This window comes from Microbispora catharanthi, assembly GCF_006334915.2.
GTDB lineage: Bacteria > Actinomycetota > Actinomycetes > Streptosporangiales > Streptosporangiaceae > Microbispora > Microbispora catharanthi.
In genome coordinates this window covers 228,113-254,530 of record NZ_VDMA02000011.1, presented here as the reverse complement: position 1 = coordinate 254,530, position 26,418 = coordinate 228,113, and the positions used below count along the sequence as shown (strand labels likewise).

22 protein-coding genes are annotated in these 26,418 nt (G+C 73.4%); 11 read left to right on the top strand and 11 right to left on the bottom strand.

All coding sequences use genetic code 11. The features are described from left to right. Positions 1 to 50 precede the first annotated feature (50 nt). From fabF to FH610_RS22025, 4 genes are all read left to right on the top strand, one after another. Positions 51 to 1,283: a beta-ketoacyl-ACP synthase II gene (gene fabF, locus FH610_RS22040; protein ID WP_139576406.1), complete on the top strand. Its 1,233-nt coding sequence runs from the start codon at positions 51 to 53 to the stop codon at positions 1,281 to 1,283. A 14-nt stretch (positions 1,284 to 1,297) separates the two neighbouring features. Further along, a complete protein-coding gene (locus FH610_RS22035; RefSeq protein WP_139576405.1) occupies positions 1,298 to 2,719 on the top strand; it encodes an acyl-CoA carboxylase subunit beta in 1,422 nt (473 codons plus the stop codon). A gap of 131 nt (positions 2,720 to 2,850) precedes the next feature. Next, complete coding sequence (locus FH610_RS22030) at positions 2,851 to 3,348, top strand: hypothetical protein (RefSeq protein ID WP_139576404.1); 498 nt, start codon at positions 2,851 to 2,853, stop codon at positions 3,346 to 3,348. Beyond that, positions 3,345 to 4,262: an aldo/keto reductase gene (locus FH610_RS22025; protein ID WP_139576403.1), complete on the top strand. Its 918-nt coding sequence runs from the start codon at positions 3,345 to 3,347 to the stop codon at positions 4,260 to 4,262. The genes FH610_RS22030 and FH610_RS22025 overlap by 4 nt, the downstream gene beginning before the upstream one ends. A gap of 52 nt (positions 4,263 to 4,314) precedes the next feature. Here the strand turns inward: FH610_RS22025 and FH610_RS22020 are convergent, their stop codons facing one another. After that, positions 4,315 to 5,070: a hypothetical protein gene (locus tag FH610_RS22020; RefSeq protein WP_139576402.1), complete on the bottom strand. Its 756-nt coding sequence runs from the start codon at positions 5,068 to 5,070 to the stop codon at positions 4,315 to 4,317. Positions 5,071 to 5,203: 133 nt separating this feature from the next. Further along, complete coding sequence (locus FH610_RS22015) at positions 5,204 to 5,701, bottom strand: DUF3145 domain-containing protein (protein ID WP_179155579.1); 498 nt, start codon at positions 5,699 to 5,701, stop codon at positions 5,204 to 5,206. A 192-nt stretch (positions 5,702 to 5,893) separates the two neighbouring features. Between FH610_RS22015 and FH610_RS22010 the strand changes: the two genes are divergently transcribed. The 4 genes from FH610_RS22010 to FH610_RS21995 are packed head-to-tail and all read left to right on the top strand — an operon-like array spanning position 5,894 to position 10,496. Beyond that, a complete protein-coding gene (locus tag FH610_RS22010) occupies positions 5,894 to 6,913 on the top strand; it encodes a S8 family peptidase (RefSeq protein ID WP_139576401.1) in 1,020 nt (339 codons plus the stop codon). A gap of 45 nt (positions 6,914 to 6,958) precedes the next feature. Continuing rightward, positions 6,959 to 7,483 (top strand): RNA polymerase sigma factor, encoded by a 525-nt coding sequence (locus FH610_RS22005; RefSeq protein ID WP_139576400.1) that lies wholly within the window; start codon positions 6,959 to 6,961, stop codon positions 7,481 to 7,483. Further along, the gene (locus FH610_RS22000; RefSeq protein ID WP_139576399.1) at positions 7,480 to 7,938 is read left to right on the top strand and encodes a hypothetical protein; all 459 of its coding nucleotides are present in this window, start codon (positions 7,480 to 7,482) and stop codon (positions 7,936 to 7,938) included. The genes FH610_RS22005 and FH610_RS22000 overlap by 4 nt, the downstream gene beginning before the upstream one ends. Beyond that, positions 7,935 to 10,496, top strand: coding sequence for a CHAT domain-containing protein (locus tag FH610_RS21995; RefSeq protein ID WP_139576398.1), 2,562 nt, complete (start codon positions 7,935 to 7,937; stop codon positions 10,494 to 10,496). Before FH610_RS22000 ends, FH610_RS21995 begins: the two co-directional genes overlap by 4 nt. Positions 10,497 to 10,577: 81 nt before the next feature. Here FH610_RS21995 and FH610_RS21990 read toward each other — a convergent pair whose 3' ends face one another. The 7 genes from FH610_RS21990 to FH610_RS21960 form a co-directional block, all read right to left on the bottom strand. Beyond that, positions 10,578 to 11,390, bottom strand: a complete 813-nt coding sequence (locus tag FH610_RS21990) for a sulfurtransferase (RefSeq protein ID WP_139576397.1) — start codon at positions 11,388 to 11,390, stop codon at positions 10,578 to 10,580. A gap of 75 nt (positions 11,391 to 11,465) precedes the next feature. Then, positions 11,466 to 12,050 (bottom strand): hydrolase, encoded by a 585-nt coding sequence (locus tag FH610_RS21985; protein ID WP_139576396.1) that lies wholly within the window; start codon positions 12,048 to 12,050, stop codon positions 11,466 to 11,468. 36 nt (positions 12,051 to 12,086) lie between these two features. Then, positions 12,087 to 13,487 carry an MFS transporter gene (locus FH610_RS21980; protein WP_205825957.1) on the bottom strand — a complete coding sequence of 467 codons (1,401 nt, stop codon included), beginning with the start codon at positions 13,485 to 13,487 and terminating at the stop codon, positions 12,087 to 12,089. 13 nt (positions 13,488 to 13,500) lie between these two features. After that, positions 13,501 to 13,941: a MarR family winged helix-turn-helix transcriptional regulator gene (locus tag FH610_RS21975; protein WP_139576395.1), complete on the bottom strand. Its 441-nt coding sequence runs from the start codon at positions 13,939 to 13,941 to the stop codon at positions 13,501 to 13,503. A 160-nt stretch (positions 13,942 to 14,101) separates the two neighbouring features. After that, entirely contained in the window at positions 14,102 to 15,244 is a 1,143-nt protein-coding gene (locus tag FH610_RS21970) for an alkaline phosphatase family protein (protein ID WP_240809116.1), read from the bottom strand. Between the two features lie 75 nt (positions 15,245 to 15,319). Further along, positions 15,320 to 15,913, bottom strand: coding sequence for a DUF5998 family protein (locus tag FH610_RS21965; RefSeq protein WP_139576394.1), 594 nt, complete (start codon positions 15,911 to 15,913; stop codon positions 15,320 to 15,322). Between the two features lie 101 nt (positions 15,914 to 16,014). Next, positions 16,015 to 18,666 (bottom strand): bifunctional acetate--CoA ligase family protein/GNAT family N-acetyltransferase, encoded by a 2,652-nt coding sequence (locus FH610_RS21960; protein WP_139576393.1) that lies wholly within the window; start codon positions 18,664 to 18,666, stop codon positions 16,015 to 16,017. Between the two features lie 277 nt (positions 18,667 to 18,943). Here FH610_RS21960 and FH610_RS21955 point away from each other — a divergent pair, with 277 nt between their 5' ends. Beyond that, complete coding sequence (locus FH610_RS21955) at positions 18,944 to 19,837, top strand: carbohydrate kinase family protein (RefSeq protein ID WP_139576392.1); 894 nt, start codon at positions 18,944 to 18,946, stop codon at positions 19,835 to 19,837. A gap of 55 nt (positions 19,838 to 19,892) precedes the next feature. Here the strand turns inward: FH610_RS21955 and FH610_RS21950 are convergent, their stop codons facing one another. Further along, positions 19,893 to 20,471 carry a hypothetical protein gene (locus tag FH610_RS21950; RefSeq protein ID WP_139576391.1) on the bottom strand — a complete coding sequence of 193 codons (579 nt, stop codon included), beginning with the start codon at positions 20,469 to 20,471 and terminating at the stop codon, positions 19,893 to 19,895. Positions 20,472 to 20,688: 217 nt separating this feature from the next. Next, positions 20,689 to 22,782, bottom strand: coding sequence for a RecQ family ATP-dependent DNA helicase (locus tag FH610_RS21945; protein ID WP_139576450.1), 2,094 nt, complete (start codon positions 22,780 to 22,782; stop codon positions 20,689 to 20,691). Positions 22,783 to 22,896: 114 nt separating this feature from the next. On the opposite strand from FH610_RS21945, the gene FH610_RS21940 reads away from it, so the two are divergent. Together FH610_RS21940 and FH610_RS21935 are read left to right on the top strand one after the other, a co-directional pair. Next, positions 22,897 to 23,472: a GNAT family N-acetyltransferase gene (locus tag FH610_RS21940; protein WP_139576390.1), complete on the top strand. Its 576-nt coding sequence runs from the start codon at positions 22,897 to 22,899 to the stop codon at positions 23,470 to 23,472. Between the two features lie 237 nt (positions 23,473 to 23,709). Then, complete coding sequence (locus FH610_RS21935) at positions 23,710 to 26,238, top strand: DNA gyrase/topoisomerase IV subunit A (RefSeq protein ID WP_139576389.1); 2,529 nt, start codon at positions 23,710 to 23,712, stop codon at positions 26,236 to 26,238. The last annotated feature ends 180 nt before the right edge of the window (positions 26,239 to 26,418 follow it).

Below are 26,418 nucleotides of genomic sequence, written 5' to 3'. Positions count from 1 at the left end.
GCGCGTCCGGCCCCCTTTCACGCCCTGATTACCAAGAGGAGTGCAGACAAGTGAGTAAGGACCGGGTACGTGTCGTAGTCACCGGGCTCGGCGCGACGACGCCCCTCGGTGGAGACGTCGCATCGACCTGGTCGGCGCTCCTCGAGGGGCGGTCGGGCATCCGCACGCTCACCGAGGACTGGGTCGACACCGTGCCGGTGAAGTTCGCCGGTGTGGCGGCCGTCGACCCCGGCGAGGTGCTTCCCCGGCCCGAGGCCAGGAGGCTCGACCGCGCCGAGCAGTTCGCCCTGATCGCCGCCAGGCAGGCCTGGCAGGACGCGGGCGCCCCCGAGGTGGACGGCGACCGTCTGGGCGTGGTGGTCGGCAGCGGCATCGGCGGAATCGGAACGATCCTTTCCGCCTACGACCTCTACCGGGAGAAGGGCTGGAACCGGCTGTCGCCGTTCACCGTGCCCATGCTCATGCCCAACGGTTCGGCCGGTTGGATCAGCATCGAGCTGGGCGCCAAGGCCGGCGCGCACGCCACAGTCAGCGCCTGCGCCACCGGCGCCGAGTCCATCGGCTACGGCATCGACATGATCCGCTCCGGCCGGGCCGACATGGTGGTCGCCGGCGGCACCGAGGCGGCGATCCACGGTCTGAACGTGGCGTCGTTCGCCGCGGCGCGGGCCATGTCGACCCGCAACGACGAGCCCGAGCGGGCCTCCCGCCCGTTCGACAAGGGCCGCGACGGCTTCGTGCTCGGCGAGGGCGCGGGCATCGTGGTGCTGGAGTCGGAGGAGCACGCCCTGGCTCGCGGCGCCCGCATCTACGCCGTTGCCGCCGGAGCCGGTTACACCAGCGACGCCTTCCACATCACCGGGCTGGACCCGGACGGCAAGGGCGGCACGGAGGCCATGCTCCGGGCCCTCAGGAACGCGGACCTCGCCCCGTCGGACGTCGTCCACGTCAACGCCCACGCCACGTCGACCCCGCTCGGCGACGAGATCGAGGCCCGTGCGATCAAGGACGCCATCGGCGACCACGCGATCGTCACCGCCACCAAGTCGATGACCGGCCACCTCCTCGGCGGCGCCGGCGGCATCGAGTCGATCTTCACCATTCTCGCCCTGCACGAGCGGATCGTGCCGGCCATCGCGAACCTGGACGACCCGGCCGACGGCATCGAAGTCGACCTCGTACGCGGCGAACCCCGCAAGCTCGAGGGCGACCAGCTCGCCGCGATCAACAACTCCTTCGGGTTCGGCGGACACAACGTCGCCGTGGCCTTCACGACGGTTTGACAAGGGAGTCTCGAATGACAGTGCTGGACAGCAGGACGGTGGCCGATGCCGCCGGAGCCGCCGCCGTCGACCATCGTGACCCCCTGGTGCGCCTCGGCCACCTGCTGGACGAGGGCTCGATCCGGCCGATCACCCCCGAGGACAAGAGCGGCGTGCGTGCGGTGACCGGGCGCATCGAAGGTGTGCCGGTCGTGGCGTTCTGCAGCGACGCCCAGGTCCAGGGCGGCGCGATGGGCGCGGAGGGCTGTGAGCACATCGTCCACGCCTACGACGTGGCCGTGCGCGAGCGGGTGCCGATCATCGGCCTCTGGCACTGCGGCGGCGCCCGCCTGGCCGAGGGCGTCGAGTCGCTGCACGCCGTGGGCCGCGTGTTCGCCGCCATGACCAAGGCCTCGGGCCTGGTCCCACAGATCTCCGTCGTCGTCGGCCCGGCGGCCGGCGGCGCCGCCTACGGCCCGGCCCTGACCGACATCGTGATCCTGGCCGACCAGGGCCGCATCTTCGTCACCGGCCCCGACGTCGTCCGCAGCGTCACCGGCGAGCAGATCGACATGGCCGCCCTCGGCGGTCCCGAGCCGCACAGCAAGCGCAGCGGCGTCGTCCACGTCGTCACCAAGGACGAGCCCGAGGCGATGCTGCGGGCCCGCCAGCTCGCCTGCCTGCTCGGCCACCAGGGCCGGGTGCGCGGCGAGGTGGACGAGGTCGACTTCAGCGACCTGCTCCCCGACAACCCCCGCCGCGCCTACGACGTGCATCCGCTGGTGAACGGGCTGCTCGACGAGCCCGGCGTGGAGCTGCACCCCAAGTGGGCGCCGAACATCGTCACCACCCTGGGCCGCTTCGGCGGCCGCACGGTCGGCGTCATCGCCAACAACCCGATGCGGCTCGGCGGCTGCCTCGACTCCGCCTCGGCCGAGAAGGCCGCCCGGTTCGTCCGGATGTGCGATGCCTTCGGGGTGCCGCTGGTGGTGCTCGTGGACGTGCCGGGCTACCTCCCCGGCGTCGGCCAGGAGCACGACGGGGTCGTCCGGCGGGGCGCGAAGCTGCTGCACGCGTTCGCCGAGGCGTCCGTGCCGCGCGTCACGCTGATCACCCGCAAGGCGTACGGCGGGGCGTACATCGCGATGAACTCCCGCTCGCTCGGCGCGACCCGGGTGTTCGCCTGGCCGTCCATCGAGGTGGCGGTCATGGGTGCGGTCGCCGCGGTGCGCATCCTCAAGCGGCGCGAGCTCGCCGCCGCCCCGGAGGAGGAGCGCTCCGCGCTCGAGGCCCGGCTCGCCGAGGAGCACGAGAAGGCGGCGGGCGGCCTCCAGCGCGCCCTCGACCTCGGCGTGATCGACGAGGTGATCGAGCCGGCCAAGACGCGCGGCGCGATCGCCCGGGTGCTCGCCCAGGCCACTCCGGCCCGGGGCGCCCACGGCAACATCCCGCTCTGACGACGCACGGAAGGCGCCGGTCCCCGCATCCGGGGGCCGGCGCTTTCGCGTTCCCCCAGAGCGGACACTCGAATACTTGACGCTCGACGACAAGTACTTGATGCTTGTCGTCAAGTAGAAGGGAGGCGGGCATGGACGAGCGCCGCGAACTGGCCGAAGACCTGTGCCGGATCGTCGGCGGCAGGGTGCTCGACGCGCTGGAGATCCTCTTCGAGCCGGACGAGCTGTCCGGCGAGGACACGCGACTGCGCGAGCTTCTGGCGGCGAAGAGCCGGGCCTGGGCCGACGTGCTGTGCGGCGAGGACGACCGCGCGGCCGCCTTCCTCGCGATCCGGCTGGTGAGCGCGCTGTATCCGGGTGACGCGCCGTTCGACCCGCCCGCCGCGTGGTGGGGCACGCCGTTGGGCCGGGCGGTCGCCCGGCGCGCGGGGCACCCGGCCGCGACCGCGGTGCCGGTCTCGGTCGCCGCGGCGATGCTCGGCATCACCCGTCAGGGCGTCCACGACCTGGTGCGCCGGCACAAGCTCGACCGCGATCCCGAGGGTGCGATCACCACGGCGTCGATCCAGGCCCGCCTCTCCCGCAGCCGCGGCGACCAGACCGCGGCCGGCATGAGGAGATCTGTATGACCGTTTCCATCGGCGACGTCCTTCGGCTCGCGGACGACCTGGCCGTCCGGCGGCTGGGGTACGGCGCGATGCAGCTGCCGGGTCCGGGCGTGTGGGGCCCGCCGCGGGACCACGCCACCGCACTCGCCGTGCTGCGCCGGGCCGTGGAGCTGGGCGTCACCCACATCGACACCAGCGACTTCTACGGCCCGCACGTCGCCAACGACCTGATCAGGCAGGCCCTGCACCCTTATCCTGACGATTTGGTCATCGCCACCAAGGTCGGCGTGGTCCGCGACGAGTGGCACGGTTTCGAGGCCGCCGCGGAGCCGGAGCGGCTGCGCGAACAGGTCGAGGAGAACCTGGTCCGGCTCGGCCGGGCCCGGCTCGACCTCGTCCACCTGCGCGTGGGCGGCGACGGACTGCTGTTTCCCAGCGCAGTGCCCTTCGCCGAGTCCTTCGGGGCGCTGGCCGAGCTTCACGAACGCGGGCTGATCCGGGCGCTCGGGCTCAGCGGAGTGACCGTGGACCAGCTGGCCGAGGCACGCGCGATCGCCCCCGTGGCGGCGGTGCAGAACCGGTTCCATCTGTTCGACCGGTCGGGCGCGGACGTCCTGGCCGCGTGCGAGGCCGCCGGCATCGCGTTCACCGCCTATTTCCCGCTCGCCGCCGGCATGCTCCGGCACGACGTGGACCTGTCGCAGGCCCCGCCCGGCATGGCCCCCTCGGCCGAGCGGCTGGCCGTGCTCGACGAGGTCGCCGGGCGGCACGGCGCGACCCGTGCTCAGGTGGCGATCGCCTGGCTGCTCGGCCGTTCCCCGGTCACCCTGGCCATTCCCGGCACCTCCTCGCTCGCTCACCTGGAGGAGAACATGGCCGCGGCCCGGTTGTGCCTGTCTCCCGAGGACATCGCCCTGCTGGACGGGCTCGCCTGAGCCGTCGCCCGCCCGGCCTCCACGGGTGGGGGCCGGGCGGACGCGGAGGAGGTCAGGACGTGAGCTGGGGAAGCTCCAGGTAGGACTTGCCGCGGACGAACCACTGGAAGTCGGCCGCGTTCTTGCCGCTTGGCGAGGGCAGCCCGGCCCGCAGGTTCACGGCCGTGTTGACCAGGCCCCAGTTGAGGCCGCAGCCCGACGCCTTCGGCACGGCGAACGTCGTGTCCTTGGCCGCGACCTTGAAGACCGGCGTCCCGTCGATGGACGTCAAGTCCAGCGAGGTGACCTCGGGGTTCAGCACGATCGGAGCGGCGTCGCTCCCGATGTAGCACTTCTTGCCGAGCAGCGAGTGAATCATGCGGATCTTGATGCCGACGTTTGTCGGGAAGATCGGGCCGGCCTCGACCTTCCCGGTGCCCTGGGTCTCCACGTACACGTCGGTGAGCTTGGGCACTTCGAACGGCTTGCCGATGAGGCCGCCGGGCACCTTCATCCGGCCGCCGGCGACGCTGCCGAACGCCGCCGCCGTGCTGCCGTCGGCGAGCTTGCCCTGTGCGACGGTGATCCGCAACGGCTCGCTGATGTCCTGGGTGATCGAGCCGAGCTTGATCGAGCCGCCCACGGTGATGATGAAGATGCAGCTCCAGGTGTCGGGCGTGGCACCGGCCGGAAGCCGTGGGCAGTCGGCCCAGTCGGCGTCGCTCGGGTGGTAGTCGTAGGCGGCGGCCGCGTGGGCGGGCGCCGCCGAGCCGGCCAGCAGCGCCGCCGCCGCCACGCCGATCGCCAGGCGCCGGGCAAGAACGCTCATGGACTCCTCCTCGGGTCCGCGTCGGGGGGTGCGGACGTGGATGAGTCCCGGTATATCTGCGAAAAAGACGACTTTCTATGTCGCTTTCACAAGGCGGAAGGGCGGATTGTTATCACCATCCGCATAAAAAGCGTCAGACGGCCGCGTGCAGCCAGCGCACCGGCGCGCCCTCGCCCGCGTACCGGAACGACTCCAGCTCCTCGTCCCACTGCTTGCCGAGCAGGCGGTCGAGCTCCTCCTCGAGGACGACCCGGCCCTGGGCGGCCATCAGCATCACGTTGCGTAGCCGGTCCTCGGGGATCAGGATGTCCCCGTTCGCGCCGACGACCGCCGTGAAGGCGCCCAGCGTCGGTGTGTAGGCGTGCCGGGAGCCGTCCACGCCCGGCGAGGCGTCCTCGGTTATCTCGAAGCGGATGCGCTGCCAGCCCATGAGTGAGGACGTGATCGCCGCCGCCGTGCCGGGACGCCCCTCCCACTCGGCCTGGGCCCGCAGGGTCCCGGGCGCGGCGGGCTGGGCGGTCCACGTCAGGTCGACGGGAACGCCAAGAACGCCTGCGACGGCCCACTCGATGTGCGGGCACAGCGCAGGCTGAGCCGAGTGGACGTACAGGACGCCACGAGCAGCAGCCACCGGACCTCCCAATTCGCATGAGGTGCGCCTTCCCCAACGGCCTCACACTTGGAATGATCACGGTTGGATGACTGTAGGAGAGACTACCGTCCGTCGCAGCCTGGCACCAGAGGGGGGTCATACCGATTGGCGCTTGGCGACCAACTGAATCGGGAAGGACGCGTTCCGTAACCATCACGGAAAGGCTCCCCGATGCGCAGCCGGCTCGTCGAACCCCTCCCGGGACGGCCCGTTCTCATCCGGCCGGACGAACTCCTGACCTCCTCCCCCGCCGCCGTCGCCCGGTGGGCCCTGGCCTCCGAGTCCCTTCCGGGTGCCGGCCGCGTCCATCGCGTACGGCTGCCGCCGGGCACCGACGTGATCGACCTGACGGCCACGCTCCGCGACCGCGGGCACGCCGCTTCCCCCAACCACGTCCTGTCCGGCCAGCCATTGTTCTTCGGCGGGCCCGGTGGACCGCCCCTGCCCGCGGCGGCGCCGCCGTACGAGCCGGGTGAGCCGGGCGAGGTCACCGTGGCGGTCCTCGACACCGGCCTGGCGCCGCACCCCTGGCTGGCGCGGTGGTACAGCGACGACATCGCCGAGACGCCCGACGCGGACGGCGACGGCGCGCGCGATCGCCAGGCGGGGCACGGCACGTTCGTGGCCGGGCTGATCCTGCGGCACGCGCCCGGGGTCCGGCTGCGCGTCCTGCGCTTTCTCGACAGCGACGGCGTGAGCGACGAGGCGGCGCTGCTGCGCGCGCTCGCCGCGCTGCGCGGCGGCCGGGCCGACGTGGTGAACCTCTCCTTCGGCGGGCACACCTTCGACGACGCGCCGCCCCTCGGGCTGGCCGAAGCGCTCGCGGGCTTCCCCGCCGTCGTCGCGTGCGCGGGCAACACCGCGTCGTCGCGTCCCTTCTGGCCCGCGGCCCTCCCCGGTGTGGTCGCGGTCGGCGCGCTCGACGGCGACGCCAGGGCCGGTTTCTCCGCCTACGGCCCCTGGGTGGACGTCTGGGCCCCGGGCGTCGGCCTGGCCAGCAGCTTCCTCGATTTCGGCGACTTCCACGGCTACGCCACCTGGAGCGGCACCTCGTTCGCCGCCGCCGTCGTCACCGGCGTACTCGCCCGCCTGTGCCGGGAGGCCCCGCCGGACCGGGCCGTACGGCACCTGCTCGACGGCGGCCGGCGGATCGCGGATCTCGGGGTGGTCGTGACGAGCGGAGATCGATAGGGTTCCTGTCACCATAAGCTTCTCCCCGATCGCGCAGAGTGACAGATGTCGACAGACAACTCCATCGCCATCATCGACCAGGCCGCCTGGGAGGACCTGGTCGCCCGATTCGACGGCAGGATGTGGGCGGTCGCCCGGGCGTTCGGGCTGAGCGCCGCCGACGCGGCCGACGCCGTGCAGGGCGCATGGCTCCGGCTCGTGGAGAACGCGGGCGCGATCCGCGACCCCGAACGGATCGGCGCGTGGCTCGTCACCACGACCCGCCACGAGGCGGCCCGGCTCAGCCGCAGGGCACGCGGGGAGGTGGTCTCCGACCTGGACGTGCCGGACACGGCGCTGCCCGACCCGACGGCCGCGGTGGTGGACGCCGAATTCGGCAGGCAGGTGTGGCGCAGGCTCGACCTGCTCGGTGAGCCGTGCCGGTCGCTCATCCGCCTCTACGTGCTCCACCCCGAGGCGCGGTACGCCCAGATAGCGGTCCGTCTCAACCTGCCGGTGGGCAGCATCGGCCCCACCCGGGCCCGCTGCATGGCCCGCCTGCGCGCTCTCGTGGAGGAGGAAACCCGTTGAGAGAGGAATACCTGCTGGCGGCCCTGCGCATGGGAGCGGGCGCCGATCCGGTGCCGGAAGGCGTGTCGGCCGCCGCCCGGGCGGTCTTCGGCCTGCGGGTGCCCGGAGGCGTGCCCGCCGGGCCGGTCGACCTCCCCGTGCCGCCGGGAGCCCGCTCCTCTCCCGAGGCCGGGACGGCGCAGGCCGGCGTCCGACGCTTCAGCGCGAACGACCTGGTCATCGACGTCGAGACGGCCGTCACCGGCGGGCGCCTGGAGGTGGCGGGTCAGGTGTCCCCCGCCCCCGGACCGGACGCCAGGATCGAGGTGCGGACACCGCACATCGCCAAGGTCCGCGCGCCCTCCGGCAGCGGCCACTTCGCGGTGGCCGGCCTGCCGCCCGGGTGGGTCAGCGTCGTCTGCCACCGGCCCGGCCACCCTCCCGTCTTCACCCGCTGGATCCACGTGCACCCATGACTTCTCCCGGGGACCTGCTGCTCGACAGGGCCGAGGCCGCCGTGCGGCTCTCCGCGACCGACCCTCGGCTGGCCCTCACGGAGGCGAGAGCCGTACTGGACCTGGCCGCCGGCGCGTACGGCGAGGCGGCGTCGGTGGCGCTGCGCGCGGCGGCGCTGGCGGCTCGCGAGCTGGGCGACCTCGAACTCGCCGGAGAGCGGCTTGAGGAGGCGATCGCGGCGGGGCGGGGGTTCCCGCGCCGGGTGGCGCAGGCCAGGATGTCGCTCGTCACGGTCAGGGCCCAGCTCGGCGACCCCGAGGGCGGGCTGCGCCTCGCCGACCTCGCCGAGCGGGATCTCGCGGGATCGGACCTCGCGAGGCTCGGCGTGCAGCGGTCGGTCGCCCTGATCCTGCTGGGACGGCACGAGGAGGCCGTACGGCACTGCGACCGGGCGATCGGCCTGCTGGACGACGATCCCCGCTTCCGGGCGGGCGGGCTGCTGAACCGCGGCCTCGCCCACACCTACCTCGATCAGTACGGCGAGGCCGAGGCCGACCTGGCCGAGTGCGCCCGGGTCGCGAGGTCCGCAGGCCTGGACCACGTCGCCATGCTGGCGGAGGGCAACCTGCCGTTCGTGGCCGCCCGGCGCGGCGACGTCGCCGCCGCCTTCGCGCGATACCGCGCGGCCGAGGCCACGCTGTTCGGCTTCCCCGAACGGCTCGCCGTGATGCGCACGGACTTCGCCGAGGCGCTGGTGGCCGCGCGACTGCCCGGTGAGGCGCGCACGCTGCTCGAACAGGCCGTCCCCGAACTGGTGGCGGCCGGCGCGCAGGCGGCGCTCCCCGGCGCGCGGCTGCTGCTCGCCCAGGCCGCGCTCCTCGCCGGGGACGCCCCGCTGGCCGAGACGACGGCGCGCACGGCGCTCGCGGAGCTGGACGCGCAGGGCAGGACGGCCTGGCTGCCCCTGGCCAGGGAGGTCGTCCTGCGCGCCCGCCTCGCGGAGACCCCCGCCCCGCCGGCCGCGCACGCACGGGACGCGGCGGCGGAGGCCCAGGCCGGCGCCAGGCGGAACACGGCGGGGGCCGAGGGCCTGGTCGCCGACCTCGTCGCCTGCGCCGACGACCTCGCGGCGTGCGGCTGGCCCGGAGCCTCGGCGGCGCTGCGGCTCACCGCCGCGGCGGCGGCCGTACGGCTGGGCGCGATCACGACCGCCCGCCCGCAGCTCGATCGCGTCGCCGCCACCGCCACCCGCCCGCTCGTACGCTGGCACGCGGTGGCGATGCGGCACCGGTTGGACGGAGACCTCGATCGGGCCCTGGCGGCCACGGCACGGGGTATCGAGGCCGTGCACGCCCCGGGCGGCGACGCCGGTCCACGCGACCGCGACGAGGCGCGGGACGCGGAACTTCGGGTGCACGCGGCGCGGCCGGCCGAGGATCTCGCCGCGTTCGGCCTGGAGATCGCCCTCGACCGGGCCCGGCGGACGGGGGACGCGCGGACGGTGCTCGAATGGGCCGAGCGATGGCGGGCGGTCGTGCGCGGCGCCGCGGCTCCCATGTCGGTGCTCCACGGTGTCCTGCCCGCCGGATCCGGGCTCCTCGTGGAGCTCGTGCGGCGCGGCGACGACCTGTTCGCCGTCACAGCCGGGTCAGAGGGATGCGCGCTGCGGGCTCTCGGCTCCTATCAGGCGGCGGTGGAGGCGACCGTGCGGATCCGGTATGGCCTGCGCCGCCGCGCTCTGCTCGACACCCTGCGCGATGCCCCGCGTGACGCGGGCGATCTTCCCGGGGTGGTGGACGAGGGGACGGCCCGTGAGCTGTCCGCGCTCGACCGCGCTCTCCTGTCCGGTCCCGGCATCCTCACGTCAGCGGGGAGCCGGCCCGGCGGGCCGGTGACGGTCGTGCCCACCGGAGCACTGTGCACGCTGCCCTGGCCGCTGCTTCCCTCGCTGCGCGGCCGGCCGGTGTCGGTGGCGGCCGACGCCGCCGCGTGGCTCGCCCCGCGCCCGGGCCCGGCCGGCATCCCTCTGGTGCTGTCGCTCGCGGGACCGGGGCTCGACCACGCCGCGGCCGAGGCCGACATGGTCGCCACCGCGCACGCGCGGGCGCGGCGCGTCGGCGCCACCAGGGCGGAGGCGCTCCGCGCACTGGAGCGGGCCGACGTGCTCCACGTCGCGGCCCATGGGATGTTCAGTCCGCGCGGGCCCATGCTGTCGCAGATCACGCTGGACGACGGGCCGCTCATGGCGTACGACCTGCTGACCGCGCGGCGGATCCCCCGTCTCGTCGTGCTGTCGGCCTGCGACGCCGGGATGGCCCACGCCCCGGTGGACGGCGCGGCGCTGGGCCTCGCCGGGGCCTTCCTCGACAGCGCCGCCCGCAACGGGGACGCCGCGTGCGTGGTGGCCGGCGTGGTGCCGGTGCGCGACGACGAGGCGCCGACGCTCATGACGCTCTTCCACACGCTGCTGGCCGAGGGCCGCTCCCCCGCCGAGGCGCTGGCCCAGGCGTCCGAGAAGACGGCGGTGCCGGGCTTCGTCTGCTTCGGCGCCGGCGACGAGCCCCTCGTCGCCCGCTGACGCACCCTCACCGACGGCGATGCCTGCCGCGCTCCGCATCCCGGTCAGGAGGTGCCCACGGTCGCGCCGCCACGCACCCCGTCAGCCGGTCGCGACCGGCCTGCCGGGGTCGGCGACCCAGTTGGACCACGAGCCGACGTACAGGGCGGCCGGCAGCCCGGCGATCTCCAGTGCGAGCACCTCGTGGGCGGCCGTGACCCCCGACCCGCAGTACGCGCCGACGGGCACGCCCTCGACCGCCCCGAGGCTGTTGAAGCGCTCGCGGAGGAACTCCCTGTTGTGGAATCGCCCGCCGGGCTCGACGTTCCCGGTGGTCGGGGCGCTGACCGCACCCGGGATGTGCCCGGCGACCGGGTCGATCGGCTCCACCTCACCCCGGTAGCGCTCGGCCGCCCTGGCGTCGAGCAGCACGCCGTCGAACGCCAGCGCGGCGGCCTGATCGGCGTCGAGCACCGGCATCCCGCCCGGCCGCGCGGTGAAGTCGCCCGGCGGGACGGGACTCTCGTCCTTGGTCACCGGGAGCCCGGCCCGGGTCCAGGCCCGCAGCCCGCCGTCGAGCACGCGCGCGTCGCCGTGGCCGAAGTAGCGCAGCGCCCACCAGGCCCTGGCCGCCGCCGTCGAGTCGGCCTCGTCGTAGACGACCACCGGCCGGCCCTCGGACACCCCGAGGCGGCGCATCGCCTCCTGGAACGCCTCCGGCGCGGGCAGCGGATGCCGTCCGGCGGGCCCGGCGGGGGCGGCGAGATCGGCGTTGAGGTCGCAGAAGACCGCGCCGGGGATGTGGCCCTCGCGGTACGCCTCGACGCCGGGCGGTCCGCCCAGCCGCCAGCGGACGTCGAGGATCGCGGCGTCGCCGATCGCGGCGAGCTCCTCAGGAGTGATCAGCGGGCTCATGCCATCCCCTCGCCTTTGGATCCCTGTCGGACGGTTCCGCAGCCATTGTGTCAAGCCGGCGGGGCTCCACGCGCCTCAGGACACGGCCGCGGCGAGCAGGTTGAGGATCTCGGCGGTGGTGCCGGTTTCGCCGAGGCGCGGGAAGATCTTCTCGACGCTGTGGCGGTGGGCCTCGGGGTCGAGGTCGGTCATGGCGTCGGTCGCCAGGGTGACGTGGTAGCCGTGCTCGTGGGCGGCGCGGGCGGTGGACTCGACGCCGATGCTCGTGGCCACCCCGGTCAGCACGATCTGGGTGACGCGGCGGCGGCGCAGGTGCAGGTCGAGGTCGGTGCCGTAGAACGCCGACCAGTTGCGCTTGGTGACGACGATGTCTCCCGGATGTCCGGCCAGGTCGTCGGCGATCTCGTCCCAGCCGTCGGGCCGGGCGCGCCCGGGGCGTGACAGGTCGGCGCGTCCCGGGACGGCGTCGGAGCCGTCGGCCGCGGCGGTGACGCGGACGAGGACGACCGGCAGGTCGCGCGCGCGGAAGGCCTCGGCCAGCCGGACCGTCCGGGCGAGCACGTCCGCGGCGGAGTTCGGGCTGCCGGGGACGGCCAGCACACCCTTCTGCAGGTCGACGACGACGAGCGCGGTTGTGGGATCGAGCGTGGTCACGGGCATGGAAATCTCCCTTTTCAACGTGCGGACAGAGGGTGGTCAGGTGCGGCCGACGCGGCGGAGCGACCGGTCGGCGAGGATGCCGAGCAGCAACAGGACCGAGACGCCCAGCAGGAGCAGGCTCAGGTGGTGCAGCCCGAGCGTGGTGGCGCCGTGCCGGTAGAACGCCGCGTCGGCGGCCGAGGCGCTCAGCGCGCCGAGATATCCGAATGTGCGCAGCAGCCCGGCCGAGGAGCCCATGCGGGCCGGATCGGCCTGGGCGTACAGCGCGTTCTGGTTGGCCAGCCCGTTGAGGCCCTGCGCGACGCCGACGAACGCGCCGATCAGCGCCAGCAGCCACATCGGGCTGCCGGAGCCGGCCGTCAGCAGCGCGGCGCAGCCGGCGATCTGCGCCGCGGCGCCCGCGACGAGCTTGCCGCGCACCTCGGCGCGGCGGCCGGTGAGGGCGGTCACGGCGATGGCCATCGCCGACATGGGCAGGAGCAGCAGCCCGGCGGCCGAGGGAGTGAGCGACCGGCCGTCCTGCAGCCACTGGGGGAACCCGTACATGAAGGCGTAGGAGGTCGTGTAGGCCAGCCACTGCCTGCCGTACGTGGCCAGCAACGGCAGGTTGCCGCCCAGCACCCGCAGGTCGAGGAACGGCTGCGCCACCCGCAGTTCCCTTACGGCGAAGCAGGTCCCGGTGATCGCGACGATCATCAGCAGCCACCAGAGCCCCCACGCCGGGTTCATCAGGAACGTCATGAACGCCGTGAGCGTGCCGGCGAACAGCGCCATGCCGATCACGTCCAGTCCCCCGCCAGGCCGGGCGGCCGCGGAGGAGGTCGTGACGCGGCGGGGCAGTCGCCGCGCGCCGAGGACGAGGCAGGCGGCCGAGAGCGGCACGTTGACGGCGAAGATGAGATGCCAGCCGCCCGCTCCGATGAGCAGACCGCCCAGGGTCGGCCCGACGACCGCGATGACCTGGTTGGAGATCGACAGCGCCGCCAGGATTCCGCTGGGACTTCGCATGCCGGTGCGGTCGGCCTCGGCCCGCAGCAGGAACATCGAGGCGGGGTAGGCGGCGGAGGTGCCGATCCCGAGCAGGACCCGGGACACGATCAGGACGCCCAGGCTGGGCGCCGACACGCCCAGCAGCCCGGCGACGCCGACCAGCGCCGTGCCGGTCAGGTACAGCGGCCGTGGGCCGAAGGTGTCCACCAGCCGTCCGATGACCGGCTGCCCGACCGCGGTGGCCAGGTACAGCCCCGTCACCAGCCACGCGGTGTGCGCGGGCGAGGCGTGGAACCAGCGGCCGATGGGGACGAGCGCCACCGCCAGCATCGAGGAGTTGATCGGGTTCAGGATCGAGCCCAGGATCATCGGGGCGATCAGCCGGCGGTCGAAGCCGCCGGCGTCCGATCGGCGCCCGGCCCGGGAGGCGGCCGGAACCCGGGTCACGCCCGCTCCTTGATCATGACTGGGCCACGGCGTCCAGCAGCGCCATCGCCTCGATGATCGTGCGCAGCTGTGCTTCGGTGCAGTGGTCCTGCAGCGCCCGTGCCAGCCACGCCTCGCGCGCCCTCCGGTCGTCGAGGCGGCGCTCGCGCCCCAGCTCGGTCAGCGTGACGAGCTGACGCCGGCCGTCCTCGGGATCGCGGTGGCGTTCCACCAGCCCGGCCCGTTCCAGTGCCTGGACGATCGCCGCCATGGACTGCGGCCTGACCCGCTCGGCCGCGGCCAGCTCACTGGCCGACGCCGGGCCGTGCTTGGCCAGCCGCACCAGCACGGAGACCTGGCCGGAGCTGAGGTCTCCCTCCGCGTCCAGCTCTCTCAGCCTGCGGACGAGCCGGCTGACCGCCACCCAGGCGTCGCCGGCCGCCTGCGCCGCCGCCTCCGAGACGGCATCGCTCATGGGACTCCTCCCGGAAGACAGCCAGAAAGACAGTTCAGACTGTACACCTCAAACTGAGCAGTCCAGGCTGTTGATCAGAAGGCAAGCGGATCAGCGGCGGATCTCCCAGAAGCGTCAGCGGCAGATACGCAGAGGCGTCAGCGGCAGATCTGCGGGCGCGTCAGCGACGGATCTCCACAAGCGGGACGTTCTGCTCGGCGGGGGTCAGCGAGCCGTGGTAGCCGATCATGGACGACTCCACCGGCTCCACGGCCGAGGCCACGATCACGCACTCGCCGTACGGCACGGCCACCACGTCGCCGACGCGGCCGAGCCACTCGCGGCGGACGCGGCGGCCGAACCAGCCCGAGGAGACGGCCTCCTCGCGGGTGACCACCCAGGCCCGCCCGCGCAGGGCCTCCCGCCAGGTCTCCAGCACCGCGGAAGCCTCGCCGGGAGAGGTGTAGACGTGGCGGGCGCGGGCCTCACCGCCCAGCATGAGCACGCCCTCCCGCAGGTCGGGGCGGTGGTCCACGTCCACCTTGTCGGCCGCGTTGATCATGCCGTGGTCGGCCGTGACGTACAGGACCGCACCCGGCGGCAGCGCCCCGGCGATTCGCTCGGCCATGCGGTCCACGACGGCGAGCTGTTCGAGCCACTCGCCGCCGCCCCACCCGCTGAAGTGCCCCACGCGGTCGACCTCGCCGTAGTAGACGGTGACGAACCTGGTCTCGCGCAGCGCCTGCCGCACGGACTCGACGCGCTCGCCGGGGCTCTCGGCCGCCCGGTAGCGCATGCCCCGATAGACGGCGCGGGTCAGTCCTGTGCCGTCGAACGAGGCGGGCGCCACGTAGACGGGCTCGATCCCCGCCGCCGCCATGCGTTCGTAGACGGTCGGCGCGGGCTGCCACACGTCCGGGTCGATCGACAGACCGGGGGCGCTCCAGCGCAGGCAGTTGAACAGCCGCCCCTCCCCCGGGACGGCCATCTGGATGCCGACCATGCCGTGCTCCCCGGGCGGGGCGCCGGTGCCCAGGGTGGCCAGGCTGGTCGGGGTCGAGGAGGGGAAGCCGGCGGTGAGCGTCCCCCGCAGATGGGCCGACAGGAACGGCGCGGCGCCGGGGTGTGCGGCAAGGAGCTCGGCCCCGAGGCCGTCCACGAGGAACAGGCACACCCGCGGGGCCGGTTCCAGCGCCAGCGTGTTGTCGGCCACCAGCCCGAGGGAGGCGAGCAGCGAGCCCGGCAGATCGGCCAGCGAGGCCGTGCCGTACGCGGGCACGTACGGCACGGGCACAGGCGGCACGGGCACAGGCGGCGACGCCACGGGCGGCTCCCCGGGCACAGCCCCCGAGGGCTGGGGGTCGATCACGTCACCTCCCGGCGGCTCGAGGGGGGACGGTCAGGCCGTCGCCGCCTTGGCGGTGGCCTCCGACAGCGCCTTCGCGAACGCCAGCACGTGGGTGACGGCCTCCGGGCCGTCGGCCGCCTCGCTGACCCGCAGGGACAGGTCGTCGGCCGTGATCGCGCCGGTGTAGCCGTGGTCGGCCTCGCAGTTCTCGTCGCCGCAGGTCGCCGGTTCGAGATCGACGTGGGAGATCGCGCCCCACCCGATCGTCAGCGTGACCTCCGTCGGGGGGACGCCCGGCGCGTACGACGCGGGGTCGGGCACGACCCTCGTCACGGCGACCGACTGGATGCGGCTGAGCCTCACCGCCTCGGTGGTGGTGGAGGCGTGCGAGGCGGGCATGCCCTCGGCGGGCGGGTGCTCGTCGGTGTGGCAGACCAGCAGCCGGGTCGGCGAAAGGACCAGGACCGTGACGTGCCTGCGCACCTCCATCGCCGGGTCGAACGTGGCCTCGTGATGCACGACGTACGCCGTGACCGGCTCGTTGCCGAGCGCGGAGTCGACGGCGTCGGCCACCAGATCCGGGTAGTAGCCGCTGCGATCTATGGCCTCGCGCAAGCCCGCGGCGGAGACTCGGGTTTCCCTCATGGGTCCATCCTGCCCTGTAAGGGACACCTGTTTCACACCCCGACGGGACGGGTTTTCCGCCCACGGCGTGACGCCGGCCCGATCAGCTCAGACGGCACCGATCAGCTCAGGCGGCGGGGCCCGACGTCGGGACGCAACGCGGTGACGGGCCGCAGGACGGCCCGCGCGCCGAGCACGGCCACTCCCGACGCGCCCGCCAGGACCTGGTCGAGGTCCATCCTGGCGACCTCGGGCAGGGCGTCAGCCAGCAGCCCCACCCGCACCAGCAGTTCCTCCAGCGCCTCCACCGCCACCGCCTGGTAGCCGTACTCGCCGAACAACAGCGGCGCGGCGCGGACCGACCGCACCAGCCCCGCCGCGTCCTCGGCGGTGAGCGGCGCGAGGCGGTAGGCCTGGTCGCCCAGCAGCCGGGCGGTGACCTCGCCGAGGCCGAACGTGACGACCCCGCCGAAGTAGCGGTCCTGCGTCACGCCGACGACGGTGGGCACCGAGGGCTGCGGCGCCATGCGCTGCACCGCGAGCGGCGTGCCGGGCCCGAGGAGCGCGGCGAGGTCGGCGTACGCCTGCCGGACTACGGCGGGCTCGCTGAGGCCGATGCGGACGGTGCCGGCGCGGCGCGCGTCCTCCGGGTCGGCCGACTTGACCACCACGGGCCAGCCGATCCGCTCGGCGGCGGCGACGGCCTCCTCGGCGTCGGCGGCGACGTGCGCCGGCCACACCTCGATGCCGTAGCAGGCCAGCAGCGCGGTCGCGTCGATCTCCCGCTCCTCGCCGTCCGCCCCCTCACCGGCCGCCCCCTCACCGACCAGGGCGGCGGCGACGATCTCGCGCGCCGCGGCGGTGTCGATCCCCTCGACGGACGCGACCGTGCCCGGCGGCTGCCTGCGCCAGTGGGCGTACCTCACGACGTGGGCCAGCGCGCGGACCGCCTCCTCCGGGGCGGGGTACGACGGGATCGACCCGCGCTGGGGGGAGTCGTCGCCGGGGCCGCCCGCCACGCGCAGCTCGGCCGGCATGCCCAGCTCGCCCTGGAAGGTGGCCAGCACCGGCTTGCCCGACTCCCGCGCGACCTCCAGCAGCGCCTCGGCCACCTCACGGCAGTCGCCGGGGATCGGCGGCATGTAGATCGCGACGGCGGCGTCCACTTCGGGCAGGACGCTCCGCAGTGCCTCGGCGAACTCGGCCGCTCCGGCGCGGGCGCCGAGGTTCACCGGGAGGCTCGGCTGCAGGCCGGCGCCGGCGCACGCCTCCTCCGCGAGCAGCGTGAGCGCGTCGGAGTTGCCGACCACGCCCACCCGCGGCCCGGCCGGCAGCGGCTGGTGCGCCAGGAGCTGGGCGACGTCGAAGAGCTGGACCAGGTCGTCCACCCGGATAACCCCGGCCTGCGCGAACAGCGAGCTCAGCGCTGTGTCGGGCAGCGCGAGCACGGGCGCGCGGTGCCCGCCGGGGACGCCCTGCGACTTGACCACCACGATCGGCTTGGACCGCGAGATCCGCCGGGCCAGCCGGGTGAACTTGCGCGGGTTCCCGATGGACTCCAGGTAGAGCAGGATCACGTCGGTCGCCGGGTCCTCCTCCCAGTATTGGAGGAGGTCGTTGCCGGACACGTCGGCCCGGTTGCCGGCCGAGACGAACGTCGAGATGCCCATGCCGCGCTGCGCCACCCGCTGCAACAGCGCGGTGCCGAGCGCGCCCGACTGGCTGAAGAACCCGACCCTCCCCCGCCCCGGCAGGGTCGCCGCGAGCGTCGCGTTGAGCCGTACGGCAGGGTCGGTGTTGGCGATGCCCAGGCAGTTGGGCCCCACCACCCGGATGCCGTACGCCCGGGCGATGCGGACCAGCTCCTCCTGGCGGGCGCGGCCCTCGGGCCCGGTCTCGCCGAATCCGGAGGAGACCACGACCAGGCCCTTCACGCCCTTCTCCGCGCACTCCTCGACCAGTTCGAGCACGCCCTCGGCGGGGACGGCCAGCACGGCGAGGTCCACCTCGCCGTCGATGGCCGACACGCTGCGGTAGGCCCGCACGCCCGCCACGGCCCGTACGTGCCGGTGGACGGGGTAGACGGGGCCGGTGAAGTCCGCGGCGAGCAGGTTACGCAGGACCGTCTGGCCGATGCCGCCCGGTTCGCGGCTCGCGCCGATCACCGCGACCGACTCCGGCGTCAGCAGGCGGGCGATCGAGCGCGCCTCGGCGCGGTGCTCGCGGGCGAGCCGGACCTCCAGCGCGGTCTCGGTGCTGGACAGGTCGAGCGTCATGCGCACGACGCCGTCCTCGAACTGGCTCTGCGCCGTGTAGCCGGCCTGGCGGAACAGGCCCATCATCCGGTGGTTGCCCGGCAGCACGTCCGCGATGAACGTCTTGATCCCGCGCTCGCGCGCGGCGGCCCGCAGGTGCTCCATCAGCACCGAGGCCACACCTCTGCCCTGGTGGGCGTCCTCCACGAGGAAGGCCACCTCGGCGTGGTCGCGCGGCTGCACCCGGTCGTACCGTACGACCGCGACCATCTCGGTGCCGATCGTGGCGATGAGGGCGACCCGGTTGTCGTAGTCGACGTTGGTGAACCAGACCACGTCCTTGTCGGTCAGCCGCGGCCGCGGCCCGAAGTACCGGAAGTAGATGGACTCCGCGGACAGGCGCGAATAGAACGAACGCAGCATGTCGGCGTCGTCCGGCCTGATCGGGCGGACGTGGGCGGTGCCGCCGTCGGACAGCACGACGTCCGCCTCCCAGTGGGCGGGGTACTGAGGGTGCACGCATTCGAGGCTAGCGGTGTCCGGCTTAGCCCGTATTGAGACATTCCTTACGACTGGAGGGCCCGCTTTCCGGATCCGCTTATAGGGGATCTACCAGCCCTGACGTGGCAAGTTGGGCAACGCTTGTGCATCGACTGTTCCCGTCTGTCCGCTCTCCACCCCACGACGCCCCTGGAAGCTGTTAGGTTTCTGGACGTCAGCCTCACAGCACGGAGAGGACGCCGCCCCTCCTAGGGCATGGCTCACCTCCACAAGCAGTTGGCAAGGTGGTGACATCATGACGCGGGTCGTCGTGGTGGGCGATCTCATGACGGACGCGGTCGCCCGCGCGAAGTTCCCTCTTGCTAGGGCGAGCGACACCCCGGCCGTCGTGACCATGCACGGTGGCGGCTCCGGCGCCAACATCGCCTCCTGGCTGGCCGTGGAGGGCTCGGAGGTCGCCTTCATCGGCCGCCGCGGCGCCGACATCACCGGCCGCAACCGCGACATGGAGCTCATGGGGTACGGCGTGGACGCCCGGCTCGTCATGGACCCCGAGCGGCCGACCGGCACCTGCGTCGTGCTCGTCACCCACAAGGGCGAGCGGACCATGCTGTCCGACCCCGGCGCCAACGCCGCGCTGTCCCCCGAGGACCTGCCGCGCGACCTGTTCAGCACCGGCGGCCACCTGCACATGTCGGGCTACACGCTGATCAACGAGGGGTCGCGCGACGCCGGCATCGCCGCGCTCGACATGGCCCGGCGCGCCGGCATGTCGATCTCCGTGGACTGCGCCTCCTCCGCCCCGCTGGAGCGGACCGGCGCCGAGCCGTTCCTCGAGTGGACCGACGGTGCGAAGCTGCTGTTCGCCAACGCCGATCAGGCCAAGGTGCTCACCGGCAGGGACGACGCCGCCGCGGCGGCCAAGGTGCTGACCGCCTGGTTCCCGCAGGTCGTGATCAAGCTCAACGCCGAGGGCTCGCTCTGGTACTCCAACAGCCGTCCCGAACCGGTCCGGGCGCCCGCCGAGGTCGTCGATCGGGTGGTCGACGGCACCGGCGCCGGTGACGCCTTCGCCGCCGGATTCCTGCCCGTCTGGCTGGACGGCAAGCCGGCCGCCGAGGCGCTGGCGGCGGGCAACGCCCTCGCCGCCAAGTGCATCTCCAATCTCGGCGCCCGCCCTCGTCTCTGACCCGCATTTCAGGACGGCCCGGGTTCAGGACGGCCCGGGTTCAGGACGGCCCGGTTCAGAACGAGCTTCGCGCGAGCACGACCGGCTGCGCGGGCCGCAGGCGCAGCAGCGGCACGAAGGCCAGCAGGAGCAGCGCCGCTGCCAGCGGGATCAGGTCCTTGCTCGCGAGCGGAAGCGCGGCCTGCACGAGCACCAGCGCCGGGCTCCACCACGGCACCCGCCGCCCCGCGGCGAGCCGGGCCACCAGCGCGACCATGCCGGCGTAGAACAGCAACGGCACGACGGTGTACACGACCGGCTCGACCCCCGGGATCGCCTTGACGGCGTCGAAGCGGGGCCCCATCGCGTCGTGGTCGGCGGACAGGAGGCCGACCACGATGTCGATCGTGAACTGCGCGGCCAGCGCCAGCGCCCCGGCGAGGCCGGCGGCGTACCCCGCCGTGGCCGTCACGCCGCCGCCGGCCATCGTTCGGAGCCGCCCGAAAATCCGCACGAAGAGGATCAACGCGGCCAGGAAGAACAGGTGCCCCAGGGTCCAGGCCAGGCCGGGCCCCCGGCTGCCGTCGAATCCGTCGACGATCCGGGCGACGCCGTATGCGCCGACCAGGGCCGGAGCCGCAACAAGTGATCTCATGGCGACAAGTTTGGCGATCACACGCAGCCCCGGGATGGGGTGAACACCCTGACCTCACCCTGACCCGTCCCGGAGCCCGGCCTCGGCTCGCCGCCCCCGTTTGTCAGGGCCAGTGTGTGAGGGCCCGTGTGTCGGGGCCCGTGCGTCAGGGCCCGTGTGTCGGGGCCCGTGCGTCAGGGGCGCGCCGGTCCGCCCCGGGGCTGGGCTCGGGAGGTGGTCAGCTGGTGACGGCCAGGGCCAAGGGCAGCACGGCGGGCGCCCCGGCGTGACGGACCTGGGCGGCGGCCAGCGCCATCGTCCACCCGCTGTCCACGCGGTCGTCCACCAGCAGCACCGGCCCGCCCGCCGCCGCGATCCTCGCGGCGACGTCACGCGGCATCGCGAGCGTCCCCCGGATGGCCGTCACCCGCTGGGCGCTGTTGTGCCTGGCGGCGGGCGGCCCGTCGCGATAACCGAGCGCCCCGAGATACTCCAGCCGGCCGACCTGGGCGAGCCGCTCGGCGAGCGACCCGACCAGCGCCGGCCGCGTGCCCGACGGCACCGCGACCACCGCGACCGGCCGCCGCTCCCACCCCCACGACTTCAGCACCTCGACCACGGCCGCGAACACGTCGTCGGGCACCGGCCCGTCCCCCGCCGCGAACAGTTCGCGCAGCCGGGTGCCCCAGCCGATGTCGGTCAGGCGGCCGAGCGCGCGGCCCGGCTCGGCGGACAGCTCCGGCTTGATCCGCCCCTTCAGGTCCGGCAGGCCGGTGGGCCACTGGCGGCGCGGCTCGATCTCGACACCGGGACGCGCGAGCCGCTGCTGCGCGGCCCGGACGGCCTCGTCCGGCACCTCGGCGGAACGGTGGGCGCCGGTGCAGTTGTCACACCTGCCACACGGCGTCGCCGAATCGTCGTCGAGGTGGCGGCGCAGGTATTGCTCCCGGCATTCGGTGGTCGCGAGGTACCCGAGCATGGCCTCCTGCTCCGCCCGGCGCTCGGCGGCCACCCGGGCGTACCGCTCGGTGTCGTAGCTCCACGGCTCGCCGGTGGCCTCCCAGCCGCCTTTGACCCGGCGTACGGCGCCGTCCACGTCGAGCACCTTGAGCATCATCTCCAGCCGGCTCCGGCTGAGGTCGACCCTCGTCTCCAGTGCGGCGGTGGACAGCACTCCCCCCTCGGACAGCGCCTCCAGCGTCGCCCTGACCACGCCCTCCGGCGGGAAGGCGAGCGAGGCGAAGTAGGCCCAGATCTCCCGGTCCTCGGGGCCGGGCAGCAGGATGACCTCGGCCCGCTCCACGCCGCGCCCGGCCCGGCCCACCTGCTGGTAGTACGCCACGGGCGAGGCGGGCGCGCCCACGTGGACGACGAAGCCCAGGTCGGGCTTGTCGAAGCCCATCCCGAGCGCCGAGGTCGCCACCAGCGCCTTGACCCGGTTGCCGAGCAGGTCCTCCTCGGCCGCCAGCCGGTCGGCAGGCTCGGTCTGCCCGGTGTACGCGGCGACGGTGTGGCCCTGCTCGCGCAGGTACGCGGCGATCTCCTGGGCCGCGGCCACGGTCAGCGTGTAGACGATGCCGGAGCCCGGCAGCTCGTGCAGCGTCCTGGCCAGCCAGGCGAGCCGCTGGTCCGCGCCGCCCAGCCGTACGACGCTCAGGTGGAGACTCTCGCGCTCCAGGGGGCCGCGCAGGACGAACACCTCGCCGCCGGGCAGTTCGTCCCACTCCTGCGTGACGGCGAGTTGCTCGGCGACGTCGCGGGTGACCCGGGCGTTCGCCGTGGCCGTCGTGGCCAGCACGGGGATGCCCGGCGGCAGCTCGGCCAGCAGGGTGCGGAGCCTGCGGTAGTCGGGCCGGAAGTCGTGGCCCCAGTCGGAGATGCAGTGGGCCTCGTCGATCACCAGGAGACCCGCGCTGCCGGCCAGCTCGGGCAGCACGTTGTCGCGGAAGTCGGGGTTGTTCAGCCGCTCGGGACTGACCAGCAGCACGTCGACCGCGCCCTCGGCGACCTGGCCGTAGACCTTCTCCCACTCCTCGGGGTTGGCCGAGTTGATCGTCTCGGCGTGGATGCCCGCCCGCTCGGCCGCGGCGATCTGGTTGCGCATCAGCGCCAGGAGCGGGGAGACGATGACCGTGGGCCCCTCGCCGAGCTCGCGCAGCAGCGCGGTCGCGATGAAGTAGACGGCCGACTTCCCCCAGCCGGTGCGCTGCACGACCAGCGCCCGCCTGCGGTCCATGACCAGGGCCTTGATGGCGGCCCACTGGTCGTCGCGCAGCCGCGCCTGCTCGCCGGCGAGCGCCCGCAGCCGGGCCTCCGCCTCTTCCCGCAGCATCACCTCTTCTTCGCTCACCCGCCCATTGGTACCAGGTCCGGCCGACCGTTTCCGCCGCGACCGCGAAGCGGCCGGACCGACCCGGACGGGCGTCGTGGTTGGATGAATCCCGCTATGGACGTGACCACCTGGTATCTCGAACAGACCAGCCCCGCCGACCTGCGGCCGGGACGGCCGCCCGCGCTCCCCGCGCAGGTCGTCCGCGCCGAGGTCCCCAGCCCGGAGTTCAGCCGCTTCCTCTACACGGCCGTGGGCGGCGACTGGCAGTGGACCAACCGGCTGCCGTGGACCTGGAAGCAGTGGAAGGACTGGCTCGACCGGCCGGGCGTCGAGACCTGGGTGGCCTGGGTGCGCGGCACCCCCGCCGGGTACGCCGAACTGGTGGCCCAGGACAGCGGCACGGTCGAGATCGTCAACTTCGGGCTGCTGCCGTACGCGATCGGGCAGGGCCTCGGCGGGTGGCTGCTGGGCGAGGCCGCGGCCCGCGCCTGGGACCTCGCCGAGCGCTGGCCGGGACGGGAGACCACCCGCCGGGTCTGGGTGCACACCTGCTCCCTCGACGGACCGGCCGCGCTCGCCAACTACAAGGCCCGGGGTTTCCGGATCTACGACGAGAAGCTGAACATGCCGGGCGACGAGGACGAGGGCGAGACGCCCGGTCCCTGGCCCGGCGCCGGCCCCCGCGACTGACCGTTTCGGGGCCGCAAGGGCTGTCCTGCCGGGGAAGCCGGGACCGCGGGCGCGGGCCCGGCAGTATGGTGGTGAGTCGCGAACAGGGTGAACTCTCGGCAGAATGTTCGATGTCCACCACTGATGTCCACCACTGATGTCCACCACGACGCTCACCACTGACGTTCACCATCAACGTTCGCCCTCCCCGGTCCCGACGGCCGGGGTCCGGCTCCTCGACACGCAGGAAACCACGACATGGCCCGACGCACGACGACACCCCCGCCGGACGAGGACTTCGAGGAGCGGATCGTCGACATCGACGTCTCCGCGGAGATGCGGACGAGCTTCCTTGAGTACGCCTATTCGGTGATCTACCAGCGCGCGCTGCCCGACGCGCGCGACGGACTCAAGCCCGTCCAGCGCCGCATCCTCTACTCCATGAGCGAGATGGGCCTGCGGCCCGACCGCGGGCACGTCAAGTCCTCCCGCGTCGTCGGCGAGGTGATGGGCAAGCTCCACCCGCACGGCGACTCGGCCATCTACGACGCGCTCGTACGGCTCGCGCAGCCGTTCTCGATGCGCCTGCCGCTGGTGGACGGGCACGGCAACTTCGGCTCTCCCGACGACCTGCCCGCCGCGATGCGGTACACCGAGGCCCGCCTCGCCCCGGCCGCCATGCTCATGGTGCAGTCGATCGACGAGGACACCGTCGACTTCAAGCCCAACTACGACGGCCAGGAGACCGAGCCGTCGGTCGTGCCGTCGGCGTTCCCCAACCTGCTGGTCAACGGCGCCTCCGGCATCGCGGTCGGCATGGCCACCAACATGGCACCGCACAACCTCGGCGAGGTCGTCGCGGCGGCCCGCTACCTGATCAGGAAGCCGGACGCGACGCTCGACGAGCTCATGCGCTTCGTCCCCGGCCCCGACCTGCCGACCGGCGGCACGATCATCGGCCTGAACGGCGTCAGGGACGCGTACGAGACCGGCCGCGGCACCTTCAAGATGCGGGCCAAGGCGACGATCGAGCAGGTCACGCCGCGCCGCAAGGGCATCGTCGTCACCGAGCTGCCGTTCAACGTGGGCCCGGAGCGGGTGGTCACGAAGATCAAAGAGCTGGTGAACGCGAAGAAGCTCACCGGCATCGCCGACCTCAAGGACCTGACCGACCGGCACAAGGGCCTGCGCCTGGTCATCGAGGTCAAGAACGGCTTCAACCCGGAGGCCGTGCTGGAGGAGCTCTACCGGCTGACGCCGATGGAGGAGACCTTCGGCATCAACAACGTCGCCCTCGTCGACGGCCAGCCGCGCACGCTCGGCCTGCGCGAACTGCTGTCGGTCTACGTGGACCACCGGCTCGACGTCGTGCGCAGGCGGTCGCGCTTCCGGCTGCGCAAGCGCGAGGAACGGCTCCACCTCGTCGACGGCCTCATCATCGCGCTGCTCAACATCGACCAGGTCATCCAGGTGATCCGGGGCTCGGACGACTCGGCGCAGGCCCGCGCGCGGCTCAGGGAGACCTTCGAGCTGAGCGAGATCCAGGCGAACTACATCCTCGACACCCCGCTGCGCCGCCTCACCCGCTACGACAAGCTGGAGCTCGACCGGGAGAAGGAGCAGCTCCAGGCCGACATCGCCGAGCTGAACGAGATCCTCGGCTCGGAGGACCGGCTGCGCAGGGTCGTGTCGTCCGAGCTGGCCGAGGTGGCCAAGACGTACGGCACGCCGCGCCGCACGGTCCTGCTCGAGTCGTCGGAGGCCGCCAGGGCCGCCGTCGTGCCACTGGAGGTGGCCGACGATCCCTGCCTGGTGCTGCTGTCGTCCACCGGCCTGCTCGCCCGTACGACCGACGCCTCGCCGATCTCCGGCGAGGGCGACCGGGCGGCACACGACGTGCTGGTCTCGGTGGTCCGCTCGACCGTGCGCGGCGAGGTGGGCGTGGTGACTTCCAGTGGCCGGATGATCCGTGTCTCGGTGCTCGACCTGCCCGCGCTGCCGCCCTCGGCCAACCCGCCCTCGCTCGCGGGCGGGCATCCGGTGTCGGAGTACGTCGCCCTCGAACCGGACGAGAGGGTCGTCGGGCTGGGCTCGCTCGACCCGGACGGGCCGGGGCTCGCGATCGGCACCAGCCAGGGCGTGGTCAAGCGGGTCGTGCCCGAATATCCCGTCAACCGCGACGAGTTCGAGGTGATCGGACTGCGGGACGGCGACGTGGTGGTCGGCGCCGTCGAGCTGACCTCCGTCGACCACGACCTCGTGTTCATCACCAGCGACGCGCAGCTCCTGCGCTTCCCCGCCTCCGTCGTACGGCCCCAGGGACGTCCGGCGGGCGGCATGGCCGGTGTGCGCCTCGACGGCGACGCGAAGGTGGTCTTCTTCGGCGTGGTCGATCCCACCCGGGAGGCGCGTGTGGTGACGATCGCCGGGTCCTCCACCGCCCTGCCCGGCACGCAGATGGGCGCGGGCAAGATCTCCGACTACGCCGACTTCCCGTCGAAGGGACGCGCGACCGGTGGCGTGCGCGCCCAGCGCTTCCTGAAGGGCGAGGACGTCCTGCTGCACGCCTACGCCGGCCCGGCGCCGGTCAAGGCGGTCTCCTCGACCGGCAAGCCGGTGCCGCTGCCCGAGGAGCTCGGCCGCCGCGACGGCTCGGGTGTGCGCCTCGTGCACGCCATCGCCGCGATCGGCGGCGCGCTCGGCGCGGACGGCGACGAGGACACCGCCGCGACGGATGGCGGCATGGCCACCACGGGCGACACGGGAGGCGAAGAGCCTCCCATGTGACACGCGGCGAAGAGCCGCCCATGTGGCACAGGGGGCGAAGCCACCCCGTTGAAACAGGGGGGGCGAAGAGCCACCCCGTTGAAACAGGGGGGGCGAAGAGCCACCCCATTGGAACAGGGGGCGAAGAGCCACCCCGTTGAAACAGGCGGCGCGTGGAGCCGGTCTCGTAGCTCCGCGCCG